The following is a 15,070-nucleotide window of genomic DNA, read 5'->3' on the forward strand; positions in this document are numbered from 1 at the left end:
GCCCGTGCAGACTGAGGGCATGACCGCGGTGGACACGCAGATCGACCGGCGCTGGGAGCAGATGCGCGCCCTGGGACCGTACGGGCTGCTCGCCGTCGGCGCTGTCCTGTCGGCCGGCGCCGCCGACCTGATGGACGGCCCCGCCGACTGGTACGGGGCCGGGGTCCTGGTCGTCGCCGCGATCGCGCTCCAGGTGTGGTGGAACACCGTCCGGCGCCGCCGTCCCGGCCTGGGCCGTACGCCGTCCCCGGCCGGGACGGCGTACTACGTCGTCCGCTGGGTGATCGCCTTCGCGCTCACCTGGATCAACCCGCTCTTCGGCTTCTACGCGGCCACCGGCCTGATGGACGCCGACGAACTGCTCGCGGGCCGGTGGCGACGGCTCGGCGTGTTCGCCGCCGCCGTCACCCTGGCCGGTTCGCAGTCCGGCGGGCTGCCGCCCAAGAGCACCGGCCAGTGGGCCCTGTTCGGCGGGCTCATCATCGTCAACGCCGCCTTGCAGCTGGTCATCGCCCACATGATGGAGCAGGAGGAGCAGCGCTCGCGGAATCGCGCCGAAACCATCACCGCCCTGCAACAGGCCCTGGACGAGAACGCCGCCCTGCACGCCCAACTCCTCGTCCAGGCAAGGGAAGCCGGGGTCGCCGACGAACGCCGCAGGCTGGCCGCCGAGATCCACGACACCCTCGCGCAGGGCCTGACCGGGATCATCGCGCAGCTCCAGGTCGTGGCGAACACCCCCGACCCCGAGACCGCCCGCCAACACCTGGGCAGCGCCGCCGACCTGGCCCGCCACAGCCTGGGCGAGGCCCGCCGCTCGGTGCAGAACCTCGCCCCCGTCGCCCTGGAACACGACGGCCTGCCCGAGGCCCTCAAGAGCACGGTCGCCGAATGGGCCGAACGGACCGCCGTACGCGCCGAGTTCACCCTCACCGGCACCGCCGAGCAACTCCACGAGGAAGTGTCCGCGACCCTGCTCCGCATCGCCCAGGAGGCCCTGTCCAACGCCGCCCGGCACGCCCGCGCCACCCGTCTCGGCGTGACCCTCTCCTTCGCCGGCGACGAGGTGATGCTCGACGTACGCGACGACGGCCGCGGCTTCGATCCCGCCCATCCCCCCGCCAGCGCCGGCGGCTTCGGCCTCTCCGGCATGCGCGCCCGCGCCGAACGCATCGCCGGGTCCCTCACCGTCGAGTCCGAGCCGGGGCAGGGGACGGCGGTGTCGGCTCGCGTACCGTTGGTACGCCATGACCGATGACCCCGTGATCACGCTTCTCATCGTCGACGACCATCCCGTCGTACGCGACGGTCTGCGCGGCATGTTCGAGCCGATGCCGGAGTTCGTGGTGCTGGGCGAGGCGGCGAACGGTGTCGAGGCCGTGGACCGGGTGGCCGCGCTCGATCCGGACGTCGTCCTGATGGACCTCCGTATGCCGGGCGGCGGGGGAGTCGACGCGATCGCCGAACTCACCCGCCGGGGTGCCCGGGCCAAGGTGCTGGTCCTGACCACGTACGACACCGACACGGACACGCTCTCCGCGATCGAGGCGGGCGCGACGGGATATCTCCTCAAGGATGCTCCCCGGGACGAGCTCTTCACGGCGGTGCGGGCTGCCGCGGAGGGGCGTACGGTCCTCTCGCCCGCCGTTGCCACCCGGCTGGTCTCCGCGGTCCGTACCCCGGCGGTTCCGGCGGGCGATCCCCTCTCCGCGCGCGAACGCGAAGTCCTGGCCCTGGTCGCCAAGGGCACGTCGAACCGTGAGATCGCCCGTGTCCTCTTCATCAGCGAGGCCACCGTGAAGACCCATCTCACCCACCTGTACGCCAAGTTGAGCGTCAAGGACCGGGCGGCGGCGGTGGCGGTCGGATACGAGCGGGGCATTCTGGGCTAGGTGTTCTCGCCCCCGCCGCCCCTACCCATACCCGTCCCCTGGGGGCTGCGCCCCCAGACCCCCGCTTATCGGCCTGGACGGCCTCGTCCTCAAACGCCGGACGGGCTGGGTGGGCCGGGACCGGTACGGGCGCCGCGCCCTCCTCCGGGTCCTCCGAGTCCAGCAACCGCACCGCGTGACGGCCCAGTTGGGCCACCAGCGTGCCCGGCAGCCAGGGGTCGCGGCTTCGGCCCTCGGCGACCGTGTCCTCCGCGCCCGTGCGCTCCAGGATCTCGTCGAGGGTCGGGCGGGCGGCGGGGTCCTTGCGCAGGCACCGCCGGACGAGATCGGCGATGCCCTCCGGAACACCCGTCAGGTCCGGCTCCTCCTGGGCGATGCGGAACATCAGGGCGTGCACCCCGCTGTTGGACGTACCGAACGGGAGGTCGCCCGTGGCCGCGTACGACAGGACCGAGCCCAGGCAGAAGACGTCGCACGCGGGTGTGACCCGGTCGCCGCGGACCTGCTCGGGGGCCATGAAACCGGGTGAGCCGACGAGCGCGCCGGTGCGGGTGAGGCCGCCGTCGGTCACCGTCTCCAGGGCACGCGCGATGCCGAAGTCGATGACGCGCGGCCCGTCGATCGTGACGAGGACGTTCGAGGGCTTGAGGTCGCGGTGGATCAGTTCGGCCGCGTGGATGTCCTTCAGCGCGTGCGCGAGGCCGGCCGCCAGAATCCGTACGGAACGCTCCGGCAGCGCGCCGTGGTCGTGCCCGACGACCGTCTGGAGCGAGGGCCCGGCCACATAGCCCGTGGCGACCCAGGGAATCGCCGCCTCGGTGTCCGCGTCCAGCACCGGCGCCGTCCAGTACCCGCCCACGCGCCGGGCCGCCAGCACCTCCTGACGGAAGCGCGCACGGAACTCCTCCTGCTCGGCGAGCTCCTTCCGCACGAGCTTGACCGCGACCGTCCGCCCACGGTCGGAACGCGCCAGGTACACCTGGCCCATTCCGCCCGCTCCGAGCCGCGCCAGCAGTCTGTACGCGCCGATCCTCTGCGGATCCGCAGCCGACAGTTTCTCCACCGTCCGGTTCCTCCCCCGTGCCCACCGAACACCCCGTGGCACCGAGGATAGTGCGCGGGTATGACAGCGGAACCCGTGATTCTCCACGGTTCGGCAACAGGTCAGCGGGGGCCTGTGGGCGAGCGGCCGGTGAGCGACGGGAGAGCAGCAGGAGATCCACAGCCGAGCGACCGGTGTGCGTCAGCGGTCGCCCGCGGACGGCCCCTCGGGGCTTGTGAGGGTTTCCAGGGTGGCCGAAAGTCGCTCCAACACCCGTACGGTATCGGCTAGTTCGTCCTCTCCGAGGGCCTCCGCGAGGCGGTCCGCGAAGGCCGCGTGCCCTGGGACGATCTTCTCGATCGCCGCGCGTCCGCCCTCCGTCGGCCGGAGCAGCTTGGCGCGGCGGTGGGCGGGGTTGGGCACGTACTCGGCGAGGCCCCTGCCGACCAGCAGGTCGGCGATCCGCTGCACGCTCTGCCGGGTGATGCCCATGTCCCGGGCGATCCCGGAGACGGACAGCGGCTCCTTCAGTACCGCCCCGAGCACCTGCCACCAGGCGGCGGTGAGCCCGGAGGGGGCGGCCAACTCCTCGGCCACGCCCAGGAGTTGACCGTTCAGCCGGAAGACGCTCAGCGCGCTTCGACTGAACAGGTCCTGCCGTTCCCTGCCCACTCCCCCGCTCGCTCCCCCACCCACTTCTCCGCTCACTTCCCGGCCGCCTCAAGGATTCCGTACGCCTCCACGTCCGAGTCGTGGAACAGCCGGTACCAGGCGTCCAGCAGCTCCCCCTCGTACACGCCGAGCAGCCCGAACACCTCTCGTGCGAACGCGACGGGTTCGGTGGGTCCGGCGGTGATCAGGTTCCCGTCCGTCACCGCGTCGGCGTCCACGTACCGCTCGCCTCCCTTGTATCCGGTGGCCGCGAGATAGAAGGACACGGCACTGGTGTGCGCCCGGTCGTCGAGCAGGCCCTCGCGGGCGAGCCCGGCCGTGCCTCCGCAGATCGCGGCGACGGGCACGTCGGCGTCGAGGAACTGCCGGGCCTTGCGGGCGAACGGGGCGAGGTCGTCGCCCGTGTCCCAGAGGTCGGCTCCCGGCAGGATCAGCAGCGAGGCGTCCTCGGGGCGTACGTCGTCGAGCGCGATGTCGGGCTGGATCCGCAGGCCGCCGACGGACTTCACCGGGGCGAGGGACGCACCCACCGTCCGGATCTCGTACCCGGCCCGTGCGAGGTGCGCGGTCGTGTGACCGGTCTCCCAGTCGGCGAGGGTGTCGTAGATGGCGAGGTACACGGGCTTGTGGTTCATGGCTTCTCCTCTGTTCGCCTGCATCTCCCGATTTCCTTATGTGAGCATGCTGTCATGATGACAGCTTGCTGTCAATAGACGTTCGGGGCGATGATCGGCCGGCAGTCCCGTTAACCCCTTCGAGGAGGTGGCGTTAACCTCCCGTTCCCTAGCGTCGTCGGCATGGACAGCACAGGAAATCTCGGAAACCTCGGCCAGATAGCGGCCCACCTGGGCCTCGACCTCGTCGCCGTGACACTGCTGACGTTCGGCGTCTTCTATCCACGGCACCGCAGGCGTGAGCTCGTACCCGCGTATCTCGCCCTGAACGTGGCCCTGTTCGCGGTCGTCGCCGCGCTCGGCAGGGTCGGCGAGAGCGGCGGCCTCGCGCTCGGCTTCGGGCTTTTCGGGGTGCTCTCCATCGTCCGGCTGCGCTCGGCCGCGGTGCAGCACCAGGAGGTCGCGTACTACTTCACGACCCTGGTCCTCGGTCTGCTGTGCGGCCTGCCCGGCCTCGGCATCGGAGTGGCCGCGGGGCTGGCGACCGTCCTGCTGCTCGTGATGTACGGCGCCGACCACCCGCGGCTGTACGCACGGGACCGGCGGGCGGTCGTCACACTCGACACCGTGCACCGGGACCCGGAGGCGCTGCGCGAGGACCTCGGACGACGGCTCGGGAAGCCGCTGGGCTGGTCGGTCCAGGAGGTGGACTACGTACGCGACCTGATGGTGGTGGAGGTGCGCTACCGGGAGCCCGGGCATGAGCACGAGCACGAGCACGGCCGAACGCCGGAGCCGGTGCTCCGGGACGGCACACGCGGTGCGGGTGCAGGTGCGGGTGCGGGTGCGCGGGGCCCCGTCGCCAAGGAGCCGGTGTGGTGAGCGCCGCCGTCCACGCCCTGGAGCGCGCGGCGCTCGCCGCGCACCCTCTCTCGCTGGCCGAACTGAACGCGCGCGCGGAACTGCTGGCCCGCATGGACCGCAGCTACCTGGTCCCCGTCGGCGTCTTCGAGAGGTTCGCCGCCCGGCTCACCGATCCGCGCCGCGCCGACGGCCCGTTCCGGGTCCTCGCCATCGACGGACTGCGGACGTTCCGGTACGGCTCCACCTATTACGACACCCCCGCCCTGCGCACCTTCCACGACCACCGGCAGGGGCGCAGGCTGCGCTTCCGGATACGGGAGCGGGTCTACGAGGACAGCGGGGAGCGGCAGTTCGAGATCAAGCTCAAGAGCGGGCGCGGCGAGACGGTCAAGCACCGGCAGCGGATGGCGGGGGACGACCATCCGCTGGACGCGGCCCGGCTCGGGTTCCTCGCCTCGGTGCTCGGCGGCTCGTACGGCATCGCGGCCCCGTCCGGTCTGACCGCCGCGCTGCACACCGACTACCGGCGGCTGACGTTCGTCGCGGACGGCCGCCGGGTGACCTGCGACGCGGGTCTGGTCGTACGGGACCTCGCGACGGGTCGCACGGCGGCCGCCGACGGTTCTCTGGTCCTGGTCGAGACGAAGACGAAGGGGCACCTGACGGAGGCGGACCGGCTGCTGCACGGGTACGGGGTGCGGCCCGCCGAGTTCACCAAGTACAGCGCCGGATGGGCGGCCCTGCGACCGGAGTTGGGGTCGAACCGGTGGGCGCGGGCGGTGCGCGGGGTGTTTCCGGGCCAAGTGCTCCGCGGGAAGGGCGGTACTTAGGCCGCGGGGCGTCTATGGCTGCTCGCTCCCCCGCTCTCGGGTTCTCCCGCATGAGCGGGGGACCCCCATCGCGGCGGAGCCGCAAATGTCGCAGCCCCGCGTCCTTTACAGGGCCGCGGGGAACCTGAGCGTCACGTGCGCGCCCGGTGCGTTGAGCGTCTCGAAGCCGCCGCCGGCCTCCTCGGCGGTGCGGCGGGCGATGTCCAGGCCGAGGCCCGTGGAACCGGCGCCGCTGCTGCCCCGCTCGGCGGCGTGCGAGCCGGGGAAGCCGGGCCCTTCGTCCGCGACGACCAGTTCCGCACGTTGCCCGGGCTCAGCGCCGCCTCCCGTCGTCGTACGCACCGAGACGCTGAACGCCGTTCCCTGTGGTGTGTGGTCCAGCACGTTGCCGATCAACGCGTCGAGAGCGGCGGCGAGTTCGTCGGCGGGCACGGCGACCGGGAAAGGGGTGGCCGGGGTGGTCACCTCGACCGTGCGTCCCTGGTCCTCCGCCAACGGCAGCCAGAAGGCGGCCCGTTCGCGGGCGACCGCCGCCAGGTCGGCGCCGGGTGCCGATTCGCTCAGCGGCCGCCGGGCCCTGCGGATGACCTCGTCGACACTGCGCTCAAGGGCGGCCACGTCTCCGGCGATCCGTTCGGCCTCGGCGTCGTCCCGGAGCGTCTCGGCGTCCAGGCGGAGGGCGGCCACGGGGGTGCGCAGGCGGTGCGCGAGGTCGGCCGCGTTCTCGCGCTCGGCGGCGAGCAGTTCGTCGATGCGGGCGGCGAGGCGGTTCAACTGCCCGGCGATCAGCCTCAGTTCGGGCGGGCCCGCCGGTTCGGCCCGGGCCGTCAGATCGCCGGCGGCGAGCCGCTCCGCGGTTCCGGCCAGTGTGCGCGTCGCGCCGACGAGCCGCGCGCCCAGCCGGTCGGCGAGCAGCAGACCGAGCAGTACGAGCCCCACCCCGATCCCGGCGAGGACCAGCCAGGACGTGAGCACGCCGTCGTACAACCGCCCGGGGCTGAGCGCCACTTGGACCACCGCCGTGCCGTCCGGTGCCCCCTCCACCGGTACGAGGACGAGCCGTCCGCCGTCCGGGGCCTCGTAGGTGAACGCCCGTCCCGTGCGGGCGAGCCGCACCGCGTCCGTGACACGGGTGGCCTCGCCGATGACGGTGCCGTCGGCGAGTACCAGCGAAGTCCGCGGCAGATCGGCCCCGTTGACGCTCTGCACGGCCTGCTCCACCGACCGTGCCTCGGCGGCGGCGAGCTCGGGCCCGACCGCGGACGCCACCCACTGCGCCCGGGCCGTCGCCTCCGCGGTGGCCCGGTCGACGGCGTGGCTGCGGGTGAGCAGCGTGAGCGGCACCAGCAGCGCGGCCAGCACCAGGGCGGTGGTGGCGCCGGTGAGCAGGAGGAGACGGCGGCGCATCAGGTGCCGCCGGGGCGGGGTGCGGAGCCGGAACCGGAGTCGGGGGCAGGGGCAGGGTCGGAGCCGGAACCGGAACCGGCCTCGGAGCTGGAACTGGAGCCGGCTCCGGTGTCGGCGTCGGCTCCGTCAGGTCCAGGTGCCAGCAGCTTGACCCCCACCGTGCGGACCGTGTGCAAGTAGCGCGGTGCCTGTGCCGTCTCGCCCAGTTTCCTGCGCAGCCAGGAGAGATGGACGTCGACCGTCTTGTCCGCGCCGCCCAGCGGCTGCTGCCACACCTCGGCGAGGAGTTCGCGGCGCGACACCACCTGGCCGGAGCGGCGCGCGAGATGGGCCAGCAGATCGAACTCGCGGGGCGTGAGATCCAGGGTGCGACCGTCCAGCATGACGTCACGGGCCGCTAGGTCCACGGTGAGACCTCCCACCTGGAGCGGCTCCTCCGCATCGGCCGTACCCAGCCGCCGGAGCACCGCCTTGATCCGCGCGTCCAACTGCGCGGCGCCGAACGGCTTGACGATGTAGTCGTCCGCGCCGCTCTCCAGGAGCGCGACCATCTCGGGTTCCTCGTCCCGCGCCGTCGCCACGATCACCGGAACGTCGCTGACCGCCCGCAGCATCCGCAGCACCTTGCCGCCGTCCACATCGGGCAGCCCGAGGTCGAGCACCACGAGATCGGGCCGGTGGGTGACCGCCGCGTCCAGCCCCGCCATGCCGTCGGGCGCCGTCGCCACGGCGTGCCCCTTGTCCCGCAGGGCGCGCACCAGGGCTCCGCGCAGTACGGGATCGTCCTCCACGACGAGCAGATGGGCCATGCGGCCACCGTAATCAGGTAACCGGACGGCCGGGAATGCCGGCCCGCTCCCCGCGCCTCCTCCTACTCCTCCTTGTCCGCGTCTTAACCGGACGTTAGGAAAGAGCGCGAGATGCTGGCCCCGACGAGCGGGAGGACCTCATGAGGTGGCGGAGCGCGGTGGTGACCGCGGCCTGGGTCGCGGTGGGCACCGGCGCGGGCGGACTCGGGGCGTGGCAGCTCGCGAACGCCGACGGGGACGCGGACGCGCACGGCCGGACGCTGGACGACGCGGCGGTGCGGCGCGCCCTGGCGACCGGCGCCGGGTCGACGGAACCCCGGCGTTCCGGGACGCCCTCGCCCACACCCTCCGTCCAGCAGGACACCGTCCGCTTCACCGGCGGCAGCGCGACCGCCGAGTGCCGTCCGGACGGGACCGTGTACCTGGTCTCCTGGAGCCCGGCCGACGGCTACCACTTCGACGAGGACGTCGGGCGCGGTCCGGCGCCGACGGCCCGCCTGGAGGCCGAGCCGAGCCTGGACGACGACGCGGAGGACCTCACGTACGAGATCTCCTGTACCGCGAACGGGGCGCGGGCCCGGCTGGTGGCGGACGCCGACGACGACTGAGCCCCGGCCCGGGGGCGTCGGCCCCATACGCCCCGTCCCGCGCCTCCCCGTTCCGTACACCCGATCCCGCGCGCCCCCACCCCGTAACCCCCGACATCCCGTACCCCCGACCCCGCACACCCGACAGACTGTCGCGTCAGGCCTCCGACCGCAGACAGGACGCCGATGTCGCGCCCCCGCCCCGGACACCTACGCTCGGGCGCATGACCCCTCAGCCCCAGCCCAGTCCCCAGGCCGGCGCCGCCGTGAAGGCCGCGGACCGTGCGCACGTGTTCCACTCCTGGTCCGCGCAGGAGCTCATCGACCCGCTCGCCGTAGCCGGTGCGGAGGGGTCCTACTTCTGGGACTACGACGGCAGGCGGTATCTGGACTTCACCAGCGGGCTCGTCTTCACCAACATCGGCTACCAGCACCCGAAGGTCGTCGCCGCGATCCAGGAGCAGGCGGCGACGATGACGACCTTCGCGCCCGCGTTCGCCATCGAGGCGCGGTCGGAGGCGGCACGGCTGATCGCCGAGCGGACGCCGGGGAACCTCGACAAGATCTTCTTCACCAACGGTGGCGCCGAAGCCGTCGAGAACGCCACCCGCATGGCCAAACTGCACACCGGCCGCCCGAAGGTGCTGAGCGCCTACCGCTCGTACCACGGCGCCACCTCCGCCGCGATCAACCTCACCGGCGACCCGCGCCGCTGGCCGAACGACGTCGGGGCCGCCGGGGTCGTGCACTTCTGGGCACCGTTCCTGTACCGCTCCCCCTTCCACGCGGAGACCGAGCAGCAGGAGTGCGAGCGGGCGCTCCAGCACCTCGCCGACACCATCGTCTACGAGGGCCCGGCCACCATCGCCGCGATCATTCTGGAGACCATCCCGGGCACGGCGGGCATCATGATCCCGCCGCCCGGCTACCTGGAGGGCGTCCGCGCGCTCTGCGACGAGTACGGCATCGTCTTCGTCCTGGACGAGGTCATGGCGGGCTTCGGGCGTACGGGCGAGTGGTTCGCCGCCGACCACACAGGCGTCGTACCGGACCTGCTGACCTTCGCCAAGGGCGTGACCTCCGGATACGTGCCGCTCGGCGGTGTCGCCATCTCGGAGGAGATCACCGCGACCTTCGCGCGGCGCCCTTACCCCGGCGGGCTCACCTACTCCGGGCACCCGCTGGCCTGCGCCGCCGCCGTCGCCACCCTGACCGTGATGGCGGAGGAGGGCATTGTCGAGCAGGCCGCCCGGATCGGCGAGACCGTCCTCGGTCCCGGTCTGCGCGACCTCGCGGAGCGCCACCCGAGCGTCGGCGAGGTGCGGGGCACGGGCGTCTTCTGGGCCCTGGAGCTCGTACGGGACAAGGAGACCCGCGAGCCCCTCGTCCCCTACAACGCGGCCGGCGAGGCCAACGCCCCCATGGCGGCCTTCGGTGCCGCCGCGAAGGCCCACGGTCTGTGGCCCTTCATCAACATGAACCGCACCCACGTCGTGCCGCCGTGCAACATCACGGAGGCGGAGGCCAAGGAGGGCCTGGCCGCGCTCGACGAGGCACTCTCCGTGGCGGACGAACACACGGCGCGGTAAACGGAGAAGCACCCGTGCGGCACCCGGTGCGGCACGGGTGCAACAGAGCGGCGGTACTGTCCGGGCGCCCCGAATCCGAACGCGTAAGGTGACTGGCTCGTAGACATGAGCGAGTACTTACCCGATCGGGGAGGGACGCGACGATGGCCGGCACCGGCGGCAATGGCACGGTGACCCGCAGCACCCTGCGGCAGCAGATCGCGGACGCGCTCCGCGACGAGGTGCTGGCCGGCCGCCTCCAGCCGGGCCAGGAGTTCACGGTCAAGGAGATCGCCGAGCAGTACGGCGTCTCCGCGACCCCCGTCCGGGAGGCCCTGGTCGACCTGTCGGCGCAGGGTCTCCTGGACGCGGACCAGCACCGCGGCTTCAGCGTCCACGAGTACTCGCTGGACGACTACCGGGGCATGATCGAGGCCCGCAGCCTGGTCACGGACAGCATCTTCCGCGGCCTCCTCGACGCGGAGGCATCCACCACCCGGGCGGCCCGCGCCGCCCTCGCCACCCGCGTCGACGACCCGCGCACCGCCGCCGCGCTCGCCGGGGTGCGGCGCCGCGGCGAGGAGGCCCAGCGGGCCGCCCTCGCCGGTGACCTCAACATCCTCATCGGCTACGACCTGCGCTTCTGGCGCGAGCTCAGCGGCCTGGCCGGCAACCCCTACCTCGGCGACTTCATGCACCGGCTGCGCGTGCAGTCCTGGGTGTGCGCGGTCCAGTACCTGCGCCGGATCCCGGACCTGCGCGGCCAGCTGTGGGCCGAGCACACCGAGCTCGTGGATGCCCTCGCCCGCCGCGACGCCCTCGCCGCGCACGAGATCGTCACCGACTACAACGTGCACTCGCTCGCACTCATCGAACGGCTGGCGGCGGGCTGAACGGCGGACGGCCGGGCGGGCGTCGGCGGCCTGCGGTAAGTCGTCGGGTGTGGGGTACGCGACCTGCACAACGGGTACCGACCGACGCACCACCCATTACGCTTCCCTGACCACCGCTCTACGCGAGGAGCTCTCAGTTGGCCTGTGACCTGTGGCTGGTCCCGCTCGTCGACGTGTTGTGCCATACCCCCGACAACCCCTTCGCCGAGGAACTCGCGCTCTACGACAAGGTTCTGGGCGAGGCCGGACTTCCGCCGGTGCCGGTCTACGCGTATATGCCGGGGCTCTCCGGCGATGTCGCGCCGGTCGCGGGCTTCGACTACGACGCGCTGCACTTCCTGCGCCGCGCGTACCTGCTCCAGGTGTGCCAGCTGCCGGTGACACCGGTCGGCGAACTCGGCGGCGACTACGAGCAGTTGCTGGAGATGTTCGAGGCGACGGCCCAGCAGTCGCACCTGGTCTGGCACTACGACCACGCGGGCGCGTACGTGCCCGTGGACTTCCCGCATCCCCTGTCCAGCGACGAACTCCTGGCGGGCGGCGGCCCGTTGGGCTCGTCCCAGACCCTCCTGCGCGAGCTGGAGTTCGTGGCCCCGTCGATCGGCATCGACCCCGCGAACCCGCCGCTCCCCCCGACACCTCCCATGGCCCCCACGGAGCTGGAGGAACCGGCCGCCCCGGCGCCCTTCGACTCCAGCCCGTTCGCCCGCGAACGGCATGTGTGGCTGGGGCTGCATGCGGCGGCCACGCGGAGTCTGGCGCAGGGGTCGATGATCATCTTCAGCTAGGCCGCATGACCGCCGATCGGGCTCGCCCGGTCGGCGGTCTCAGCGCAGCTTGGCCAGGCCGTTCTGCAGGTCCTCGCCGTTCATGACCGGGGTGACCTCGACCTCGGCGTTGAACTGGGTGAAGAACGGCTCACCGGTGGGAGGCAGATCCGAGCTGTCCTTCATGTCGAGGACCAGGAAGGCGGTACGCCGGCCGCCCAACGGCCCGAAGTACGCCGCCTCCGGCTTGAGGTGATCCAGGATCTCCTTCATCAGCTCCGGCATCTTGCCGCTGCGGATCGCTTCGTTCGCCTTCTCCGTGTCCAGGGTCGCCTTGAGCAGGACGCGCATCGGACTCACCTTCTTCTCCGTCGACGCACGTGCGGGTGATTTGCGTTTTCAGCCTATGCCCGTTATGTGCGGTACGCCCACTTCTGTGGAGTGGGCGGAGAAGTAGGAACAAACAAGAAGGGCGCCCGGACCGGACGCCCTTCTTGTTCACTGTTTGCACTGACTGACCGCACTGACTAGAGGAACGAGTTGATCTCGATCGTCTCGTCGCGGCCCGGGCCCACACCGATCGCGGAGATCGGGGCGCCCGACATCTCCTCCAGCGCCTTGACGTAGTCCTGGGCGTTCTTCGGGAGGTCGGCGAAGGTCTTGGCCTTGCTGATGTCCTCCGACCAACCCGGCAGCGTCTCGTAGATCGGCTTCGCGTGGTGGAAGTCGGACTGCGAGTACGGGAGTTCCTCGACGCGCTTGCCCTCGATCTCGTACGCCACGCAGACCGGGATCTCCTCCCAGCCGGTGAGGACGTCGAGCTTGGTGAGGAAGAAGTCCGTCAGGCCGTTGACGCGGGTCGCGTACCGCGCGATGACCGCGTCGAACCAGCCGCAGCGACGGTCACGGCCCGTGGTGACACCGCGCTCGTGGCCGATGCGGCGCAGCGCCTCGCCGTCCGCGTCGAAGAGCTCGGTGGGGAACGGACCTGCGCCGACCCGGGTCGTGTACGCCTTGAGGATGCCGATGACCCGGCTGATCTTCGTGGGGCCCACGCCCGCGCCCGTGCACGCGCCACCGGCGGTGGGGTTCGACGACGTCACGAAGGGGTACGTGCCGTGGTCGATGTCCAGGAGCGTGCCCTGGCCGCCCTCGAAGAGGACCACCTTGTCGTCGTCGAGCGCCTTGTTGAGGACCAGGACGGTGTCGGCGACGTACGGACGCAGCCTCTCCGCGTATGTCAGAAGTTCCTCGACGACCTGCTCGATGGCGATCGCACGCCGGTTGTAGACCTTGGTGAGGAGCTGGTTCTTGCCGTCGAGGGCCGCCTCGACCTTCTGCGTCAGGATCGACTCGTCGTAGAGGTCCTGGACGCGGATACCGACGCGGTTGATCTTGTCGGCGTACGTCGGGCCGATACCGCGGCCCGTCGTGCCGATCTTCCGCTTGCCGAGGAAGCGTTCCGTCACCTTGTCCACCGTCACGTTGTACGGCGTGATGATGTGCGCGTTTCCGCTGATGAGGAGCTTGGAGGTGTCGACGCCTCGCTCGTTCAGTCCGTTCAGCTCGGAGAACAGGACCGATGGGTCGACGACGACTCCGTTACCGATGACCGGGGTACACCCCGGCGAGAGGATTCCGGAAGGGAGGAGGTGGAGGGCGTACTTCTGATCGCCCACGACTACCGTATGACCGGCGTTGTTGCCGCCCTGGTAGCGCACCACATAGTCCACGGATCCACCGAGCAGGTCGGTGGCCTTTCCCTTGCCTTCGTCACCCCACTGAGCACCGAGCAGCACAAGTGCGGGCACGCGCGTACACCCCTTCCGGGCGGGGCATGTCCAAGGTCGGGGACGTACACGGCACAGCGCATGACTGCGAAGACCGTGGACGTCGGCGACCTTCGTTGGCCGCGACCGTCGGACCGGATGCCCCGGAATAGACGAAGCCCCTGGCGCAATAGCGCAAGGGGCTCTTGCACAAAGATGCTACCCGAGGAAGCGAGGCATGACCGAGGTGGCGACTTCCGACCAGCTCCTGGTGGTCATCGACCCGGTCGCCCGACACGGTGACGGCGAGTCGGTACGGATCGCGAAAGACGTGCTCAGCGCGGGTGCGAGCACGAAGGTGTGCCTCCCGGACGGGCCCGAGGAATTCGATCGGGTACTGGCTCGGAGAGGGTCCCGCCGGCCTGTCGTGATCGGCGACGACCGGACCCTGATGCGCGCTGTGTCCGTTTTGCACCGTCGGCGGGAACTGGCCGGATGTGCGCTGTCGCTGGTGCCGGTCGGGGTGGGCGGTGGTGGTTCGGTGTCGCTCGCGCGGGCGCTGGGGGTGCCGACGGGGACCGTCGCGGCGGCGCGGGCCGTGTTGGACGGGGCCGTGCGGCGGCTCGATCTGCTGGTGGACGAGAGCGACGGGGTGGTTCTGGGGGCGCTGCGCATCCCGGCGCTTGGGGGTGGGGCCGGGGCCGGGGGGTCCTCTTCGGAGGACGCCGCGCATGATCATCACCACCACAGTCATCACCACCACTGGCTGCGGACCTGTCAGTCCCTAGTGCGTACGCTGGCGGCTCGGCCGGGTCGGGTGGTGTCCGCCGGTGCGCCTGGGCCGACTCGTCTGCGCGTCGAGATCGACGGCAAGACGTTCGTCGACCTGGACCAGCCGCTTGAGTCGGTGTCGATCACGCCGGGCGGGGCGGGGGGATCGGGTGGGCCTGGTGGGCCTGGTGGGCCGGGGGGTGCGTGGGTCCAGATCCGGCCTGTGTCCGTCGGTGCGGAGGCTGCGCCGCTGGAGGCTGTGGCTCATACGATCACTGTGTCGGGGGCTGATTTCCGCTATCGCGCGGACTCGGTGGTTGGGGGGCCGGTGCGGACTCGGACGTGGACGGTGCGGGAGGGGGCGTGGGGGCTGGTGTTGCCGTAGCCTCCGGCGGTTGGGCCGGTTGTTTGTCTGCGGGTGGGTGGGGGCTGGTCGCGCAGTTCCTCGCGCCCCTGGGGTGGTGGGTGGTGGGGTCGGTGCCGCGACGGGGTATCCGATCGCCGCTCTGGGATATTCAGCTTCAGGCACGTTGCCGCGGCGATCGGACACCCCGACACGACCCCTCACGCCGGAGAGCCGACAGC

The 15,070-nt window shown here is 71.4% G+C and carries 15 protein-coding genes and 1 pseudogene; 9 read left to right on the forward strand and 7 right to left on the reverse strand.

The annotated features are described in order from the left end of the window. The first annotated feature begins 19 nt into the window (after positions 1 to 19). Entirely contained in the window at positions 20 to 1,258 is a 1,239-nt protein-coding gene (locus AB0I18_RS38915) for a sensor histidine kinase (protein ID WP_363110447.1), read from the forward strand. Further along, positions 1,248 to 1,892 (forward strand): response regulator transcription factor, encoded by a 645-nt coding sequence (locus AB0I18_RS38920; protein WP_363110448.1) that lies wholly within the window; start codon positions 1,248 to 1,250, stop codon positions 1,890 to 1,892. The genes AB0I18_RS38915 and AB0I18_RS38920 overlap by 11 nt, the downstream gene beginning before the upstream one ends. 142 nt (positions 1,893 to 2,034) lie before the next feature. Here the strand turns inward: AB0I18_RS38920 and AB0I18_RS38925 are convergent. The 3 genes and pseudogenes from AB0I18_RS38925 to AB0I18_RS38935 form a co-directional block, all read right to left on the reverse strand. Then, positions 2,035 to 2,955, reverse strand: a pseudogene (locus tag AB0I18_RS38925) (serine/threonine-protein kinase); the annotation flags it as partial. Between the two features lie 180 nt (positions 2,956 to 3,135). After that, entirely contained in the window at positions 3,136 to 3,606 is a 471-nt protein-coding gene (locus AB0I18_RS38930) for a MarR family transcriptional regulator (protein ID WP_363110462.1), read from the reverse strand. Positions 3,607 to 3,638: 32 nt separating this feature from the next. Then, complete coding sequence (locus AB0I18_RS38935) at positions 3,639 to 4,241, reverse strand: type 1 glutamine amidotransferase family protein (RefSeq protein WP_363110449.1); 603 nt, start codon at positions 4,239 to 4,241, stop codon at positions 3,639 to 3,641. Between the two features lie 162 nt (positions 4,242 to 4,403). On the opposite strand from AB0I18_RS38935, the gene AB0I18_RS38940 reads away from it, so the two are divergent. Together AB0I18_RS38940 and AB0I18_RS38945 are read left to right on the forward strand one after the other, a co-directional pair. After that, positions 4,404 to 5,102 carry a DUF4956 domain-containing protein gene (locus tag AB0I18_RS38940; RefSeq protein WP_363110450.1) on the forward strand — a complete coding sequence of 233 codons (699 nt, stop codon included), beginning with the start codon at positions 4,404 to 4,406 and terminating at the stop codon, positions 5,100 to 5,102. Next, complete coding sequence (locus tag AB0I18_RS38945; protein WP_363110451.1) at positions 5,099 to 5,914, forward strand: VTC domain-containing protein; 816 nt, start codon at positions 5,099 to 5,101, stop codon at positions 5,912 to 5,914. The genes AB0I18_RS38940 and AB0I18_RS38945 overlap by 4 nt, the downstream gene beginning before the upstream one ends. Positions 5,915 to 6,019: 105 nt before the next feature. On the opposite strand, the gene AB0I18_RS38950 is transcribed toward AB0I18_RS38945, so the two are convergent. Together AB0I18_RS38950 and AB0I18_RS38955 are read right to left on the reverse strand one after the other, a co-directional pair. Beyond that, on the reverse strand, positions 6,020 to 7,321 hold the full coding sequence (locus tag AB0I18_RS38950) for a HAMP domain-containing sensor histidine kinase (protein ID WP_363110452.1): 1,302 nt from the start codon (positions 7,319 to 7,321) through the stop codon (positions 6,020 to 6,022). Next, positions 7,321 to 8,130, reverse strand: a complete 810-nt coding sequence (locus AB0I18_RS38955; protein WP_363110453.1) for a response regulator transcription factor — start codon at positions 8,128 to 8,130, stop codon at positions 7,321 to 7,323. The genes AB0I18_RS38950 and AB0I18_RS38955 overlap by 1 nt, the downstream gene beginning before the upstream one ends. 140 nt (positions 8,131 to 8,270) lie before the next feature. Here AB0I18_RS38955 and AB0I18_RS38960 point away from each other — a divergent pair, with 140 nt between their 5' ends. The 4 genes from AB0I18_RS38960 to AB0I18_RS38975 all read left to right on the forward strand — a co-directional run bounded on the left by AB0I18_RS38960 (position 8,271) and on the right by AB0I18_RS38975 (position 11,966). Beyond that, complete coding sequence (locus AB0I18_RS38960; RefSeq protein ID WP_363110454.1) at positions 8,271 to 8,738, forward strand: hypothetical protein; 468 nt, start codon at positions 8,271 to 8,273, stop codon at positions 8,736 to 8,738. Positions 8,739 to 8,941: 203 nt separating this feature from the next. Further along, positions 8,942 to 10,306 carry an aspartate aminotransferase family protein gene (locus AB0I18_RS38965; protein ID WP_363110455.1) on the forward strand — a complete coding sequence of 455 codons (1,365 nt, stop codon included), beginning with the start codon at positions 8,942 to 8,944 and terminating at the stop codon, positions 10,304 to 10,306. A gap of 143 nt (positions 10,307 to 10,449) precedes the next feature. Beyond that, the gene (locus AB0I18_RS38970) at positions 10,450 to 11,178 is read left to right on the forward strand and encodes a GntR family transcriptional regulator (protein ID WP_363110456.1); all 729 of its coding nucleotides are present in this window, start codon (positions 10,450 to 10,452) and stop codon (positions 11,176 to 11,178) included. 137 nt (positions 11,179 to 11,315) lie between these two features. Further along, the gene (locus tag AB0I18_RS38975) at positions 11,316 to 11,966 is read left to right on the forward strand and encodes a hypothetical protein (protein ID WP_363110457.1); all 651 of its coding nucleotides are present in this window, start codon (positions 11,316 to 11,318) and stop codon (positions 11,964 to 11,966) included. Between the two features lie 39 nt (positions 11,967 to 12,005). Here the strand turns inward: AB0I18_RS38975 and AB0I18_RS38980 are convergent, their stop codons facing one another. Both AB0I18_RS38980 and AB0I18_RS38985 read right to left on the reverse strand, forming a co-directional pair. Further along, positions 12,006 to 12,296 carry a hypothetical protein gene (locus AB0I18_RS38980; protein WP_363110463.1) on the reverse strand — a complete coding sequence of 97 codons (291 nt, stop codon included), beginning with the start codon at positions 12,294 to 12,296 and terminating at the stop codon, positions 12,006 to 12,008. A 176-nt stretch (positions 12,297 to 12,472) separates the two neighbouring features. Next, positions 12,473 to 13,756: an adenylosuccinate synthase gene (locus AB0I18_RS38985; RefSeq protein WP_363110458.1), complete on the reverse strand. Its 1,284-nt coding sequence runs from the start codon at positions 13,754 to 13,756 to the stop codon at positions 12,473 to 12,475. A gap of 196 nt (positions 13,757 to 13,952) precedes the next feature. Here AB0I18_RS38985 and AB0I18_RS38990 point away from each other — a divergent pair, with 196 nt between their 5' ends. Beyond that, on the forward strand, positions 13,953 to 14,870 hold the full coding sequence (locus AB0I18_RS38990; protein WP_363110459.1) for a diacylglycerol kinase: 918 nt from the start codon (positions 13,953 to 13,955) through the stop codon (positions 14,868 to 14,870). Positions 14,871 to 15,070 lie beyond the last annotated feature (200 nt).

Source organism: Streptomyces sp. NPDC050704 (assembly GCF_040654355.1).
GTDB lineage: Bacteria > Actinomycetota > Actinomycetes > Streptomycetales > Streptomycetaceae > Streptomyces.

Excerpts from the sequence above, each read along its gene's own strand:
- AB0I18_RS38915 (WP_363110447.1), top strand. The coding sequence starts at position 20 with ATGACCGCGGTGGACACGCAGATCGACCGGCGCTGGGAGCAGATGCGC.
- AB0I18_RS38990 (WP_363110459.1), top strand. The coding sequence starts at position 13,953 with ATGACCGAGGTGGCGACTTCCGACCAGCTCCTGGTGGTCATCGACCCG.
- AB0I18_RS38950 (WP_363110452.1), bottom strand. The coding sequence starts at position 7,321 with ATGCGCCGCCGTCTCCTCCTGCTCACCGGCGCCACCACCGCCCTGGTG.
- AB0I18_RS38960 (WP_363110454.1), top strand. The coding sequence starts at position 8,271 with ATGAGGTGGCGGAGCGCGGTGGTGACCGCGGCCTGGGTCGCGGTGGGC.
- AB0I18_RS38920 (WP_363110448.1), top strand. The coding sequence starts at position 1,248 with ATGACCGATGACCCCGTGATCACGCTTCTCATCGTCGACGACCATCCC.
- AB0I18_RS38940 (WP_363110450.1), top strand. The coding sequence starts at position 4,404 with ATGGACAGCACAGGAAATCTCGGAAACCTCGGCCAGATAGCGGCCCAC.
- AB0I18_RS38965 (WP_363110455.1), top strand. The coding sequence starts at position 8,942 with ATGACCCCTCAGCCCCAGCCCAGTCCCCAGGCCGGCGCCGCCGTGAAG.
- AB0I18_RS38970 (WP_363110456.1), top strand. The coding sequence starts at position 10,450 with ATGGCCGGCACCGGCGGCAATGGCACGGTGACCCGCAGCACCCTGCGG.
- AB0I18_RS38935 (WP_363110449.1), bottom strand. The coding sequence starts at position 4,241 with ATGAACCACAAGCCCGTGTACCTCGCCATCTACGACACCCTCGCCGAC.
- AB0I18_RS38955 (WP_363110453.1), bottom strand. The coding sequence starts at position 8,130 with ATGGCCCATCTGCTCGTCGTGGAGGACGATCCCGTACTGCGCGGAGCC.
- AB0I18_RS38980 (WP_363110463.1), bottom strand. The coding sequence starts at position 12,296 with ATGCGCGTCCTGCTCAAGGCGACCCTGGACACGGAGAAGGCGAACGAA.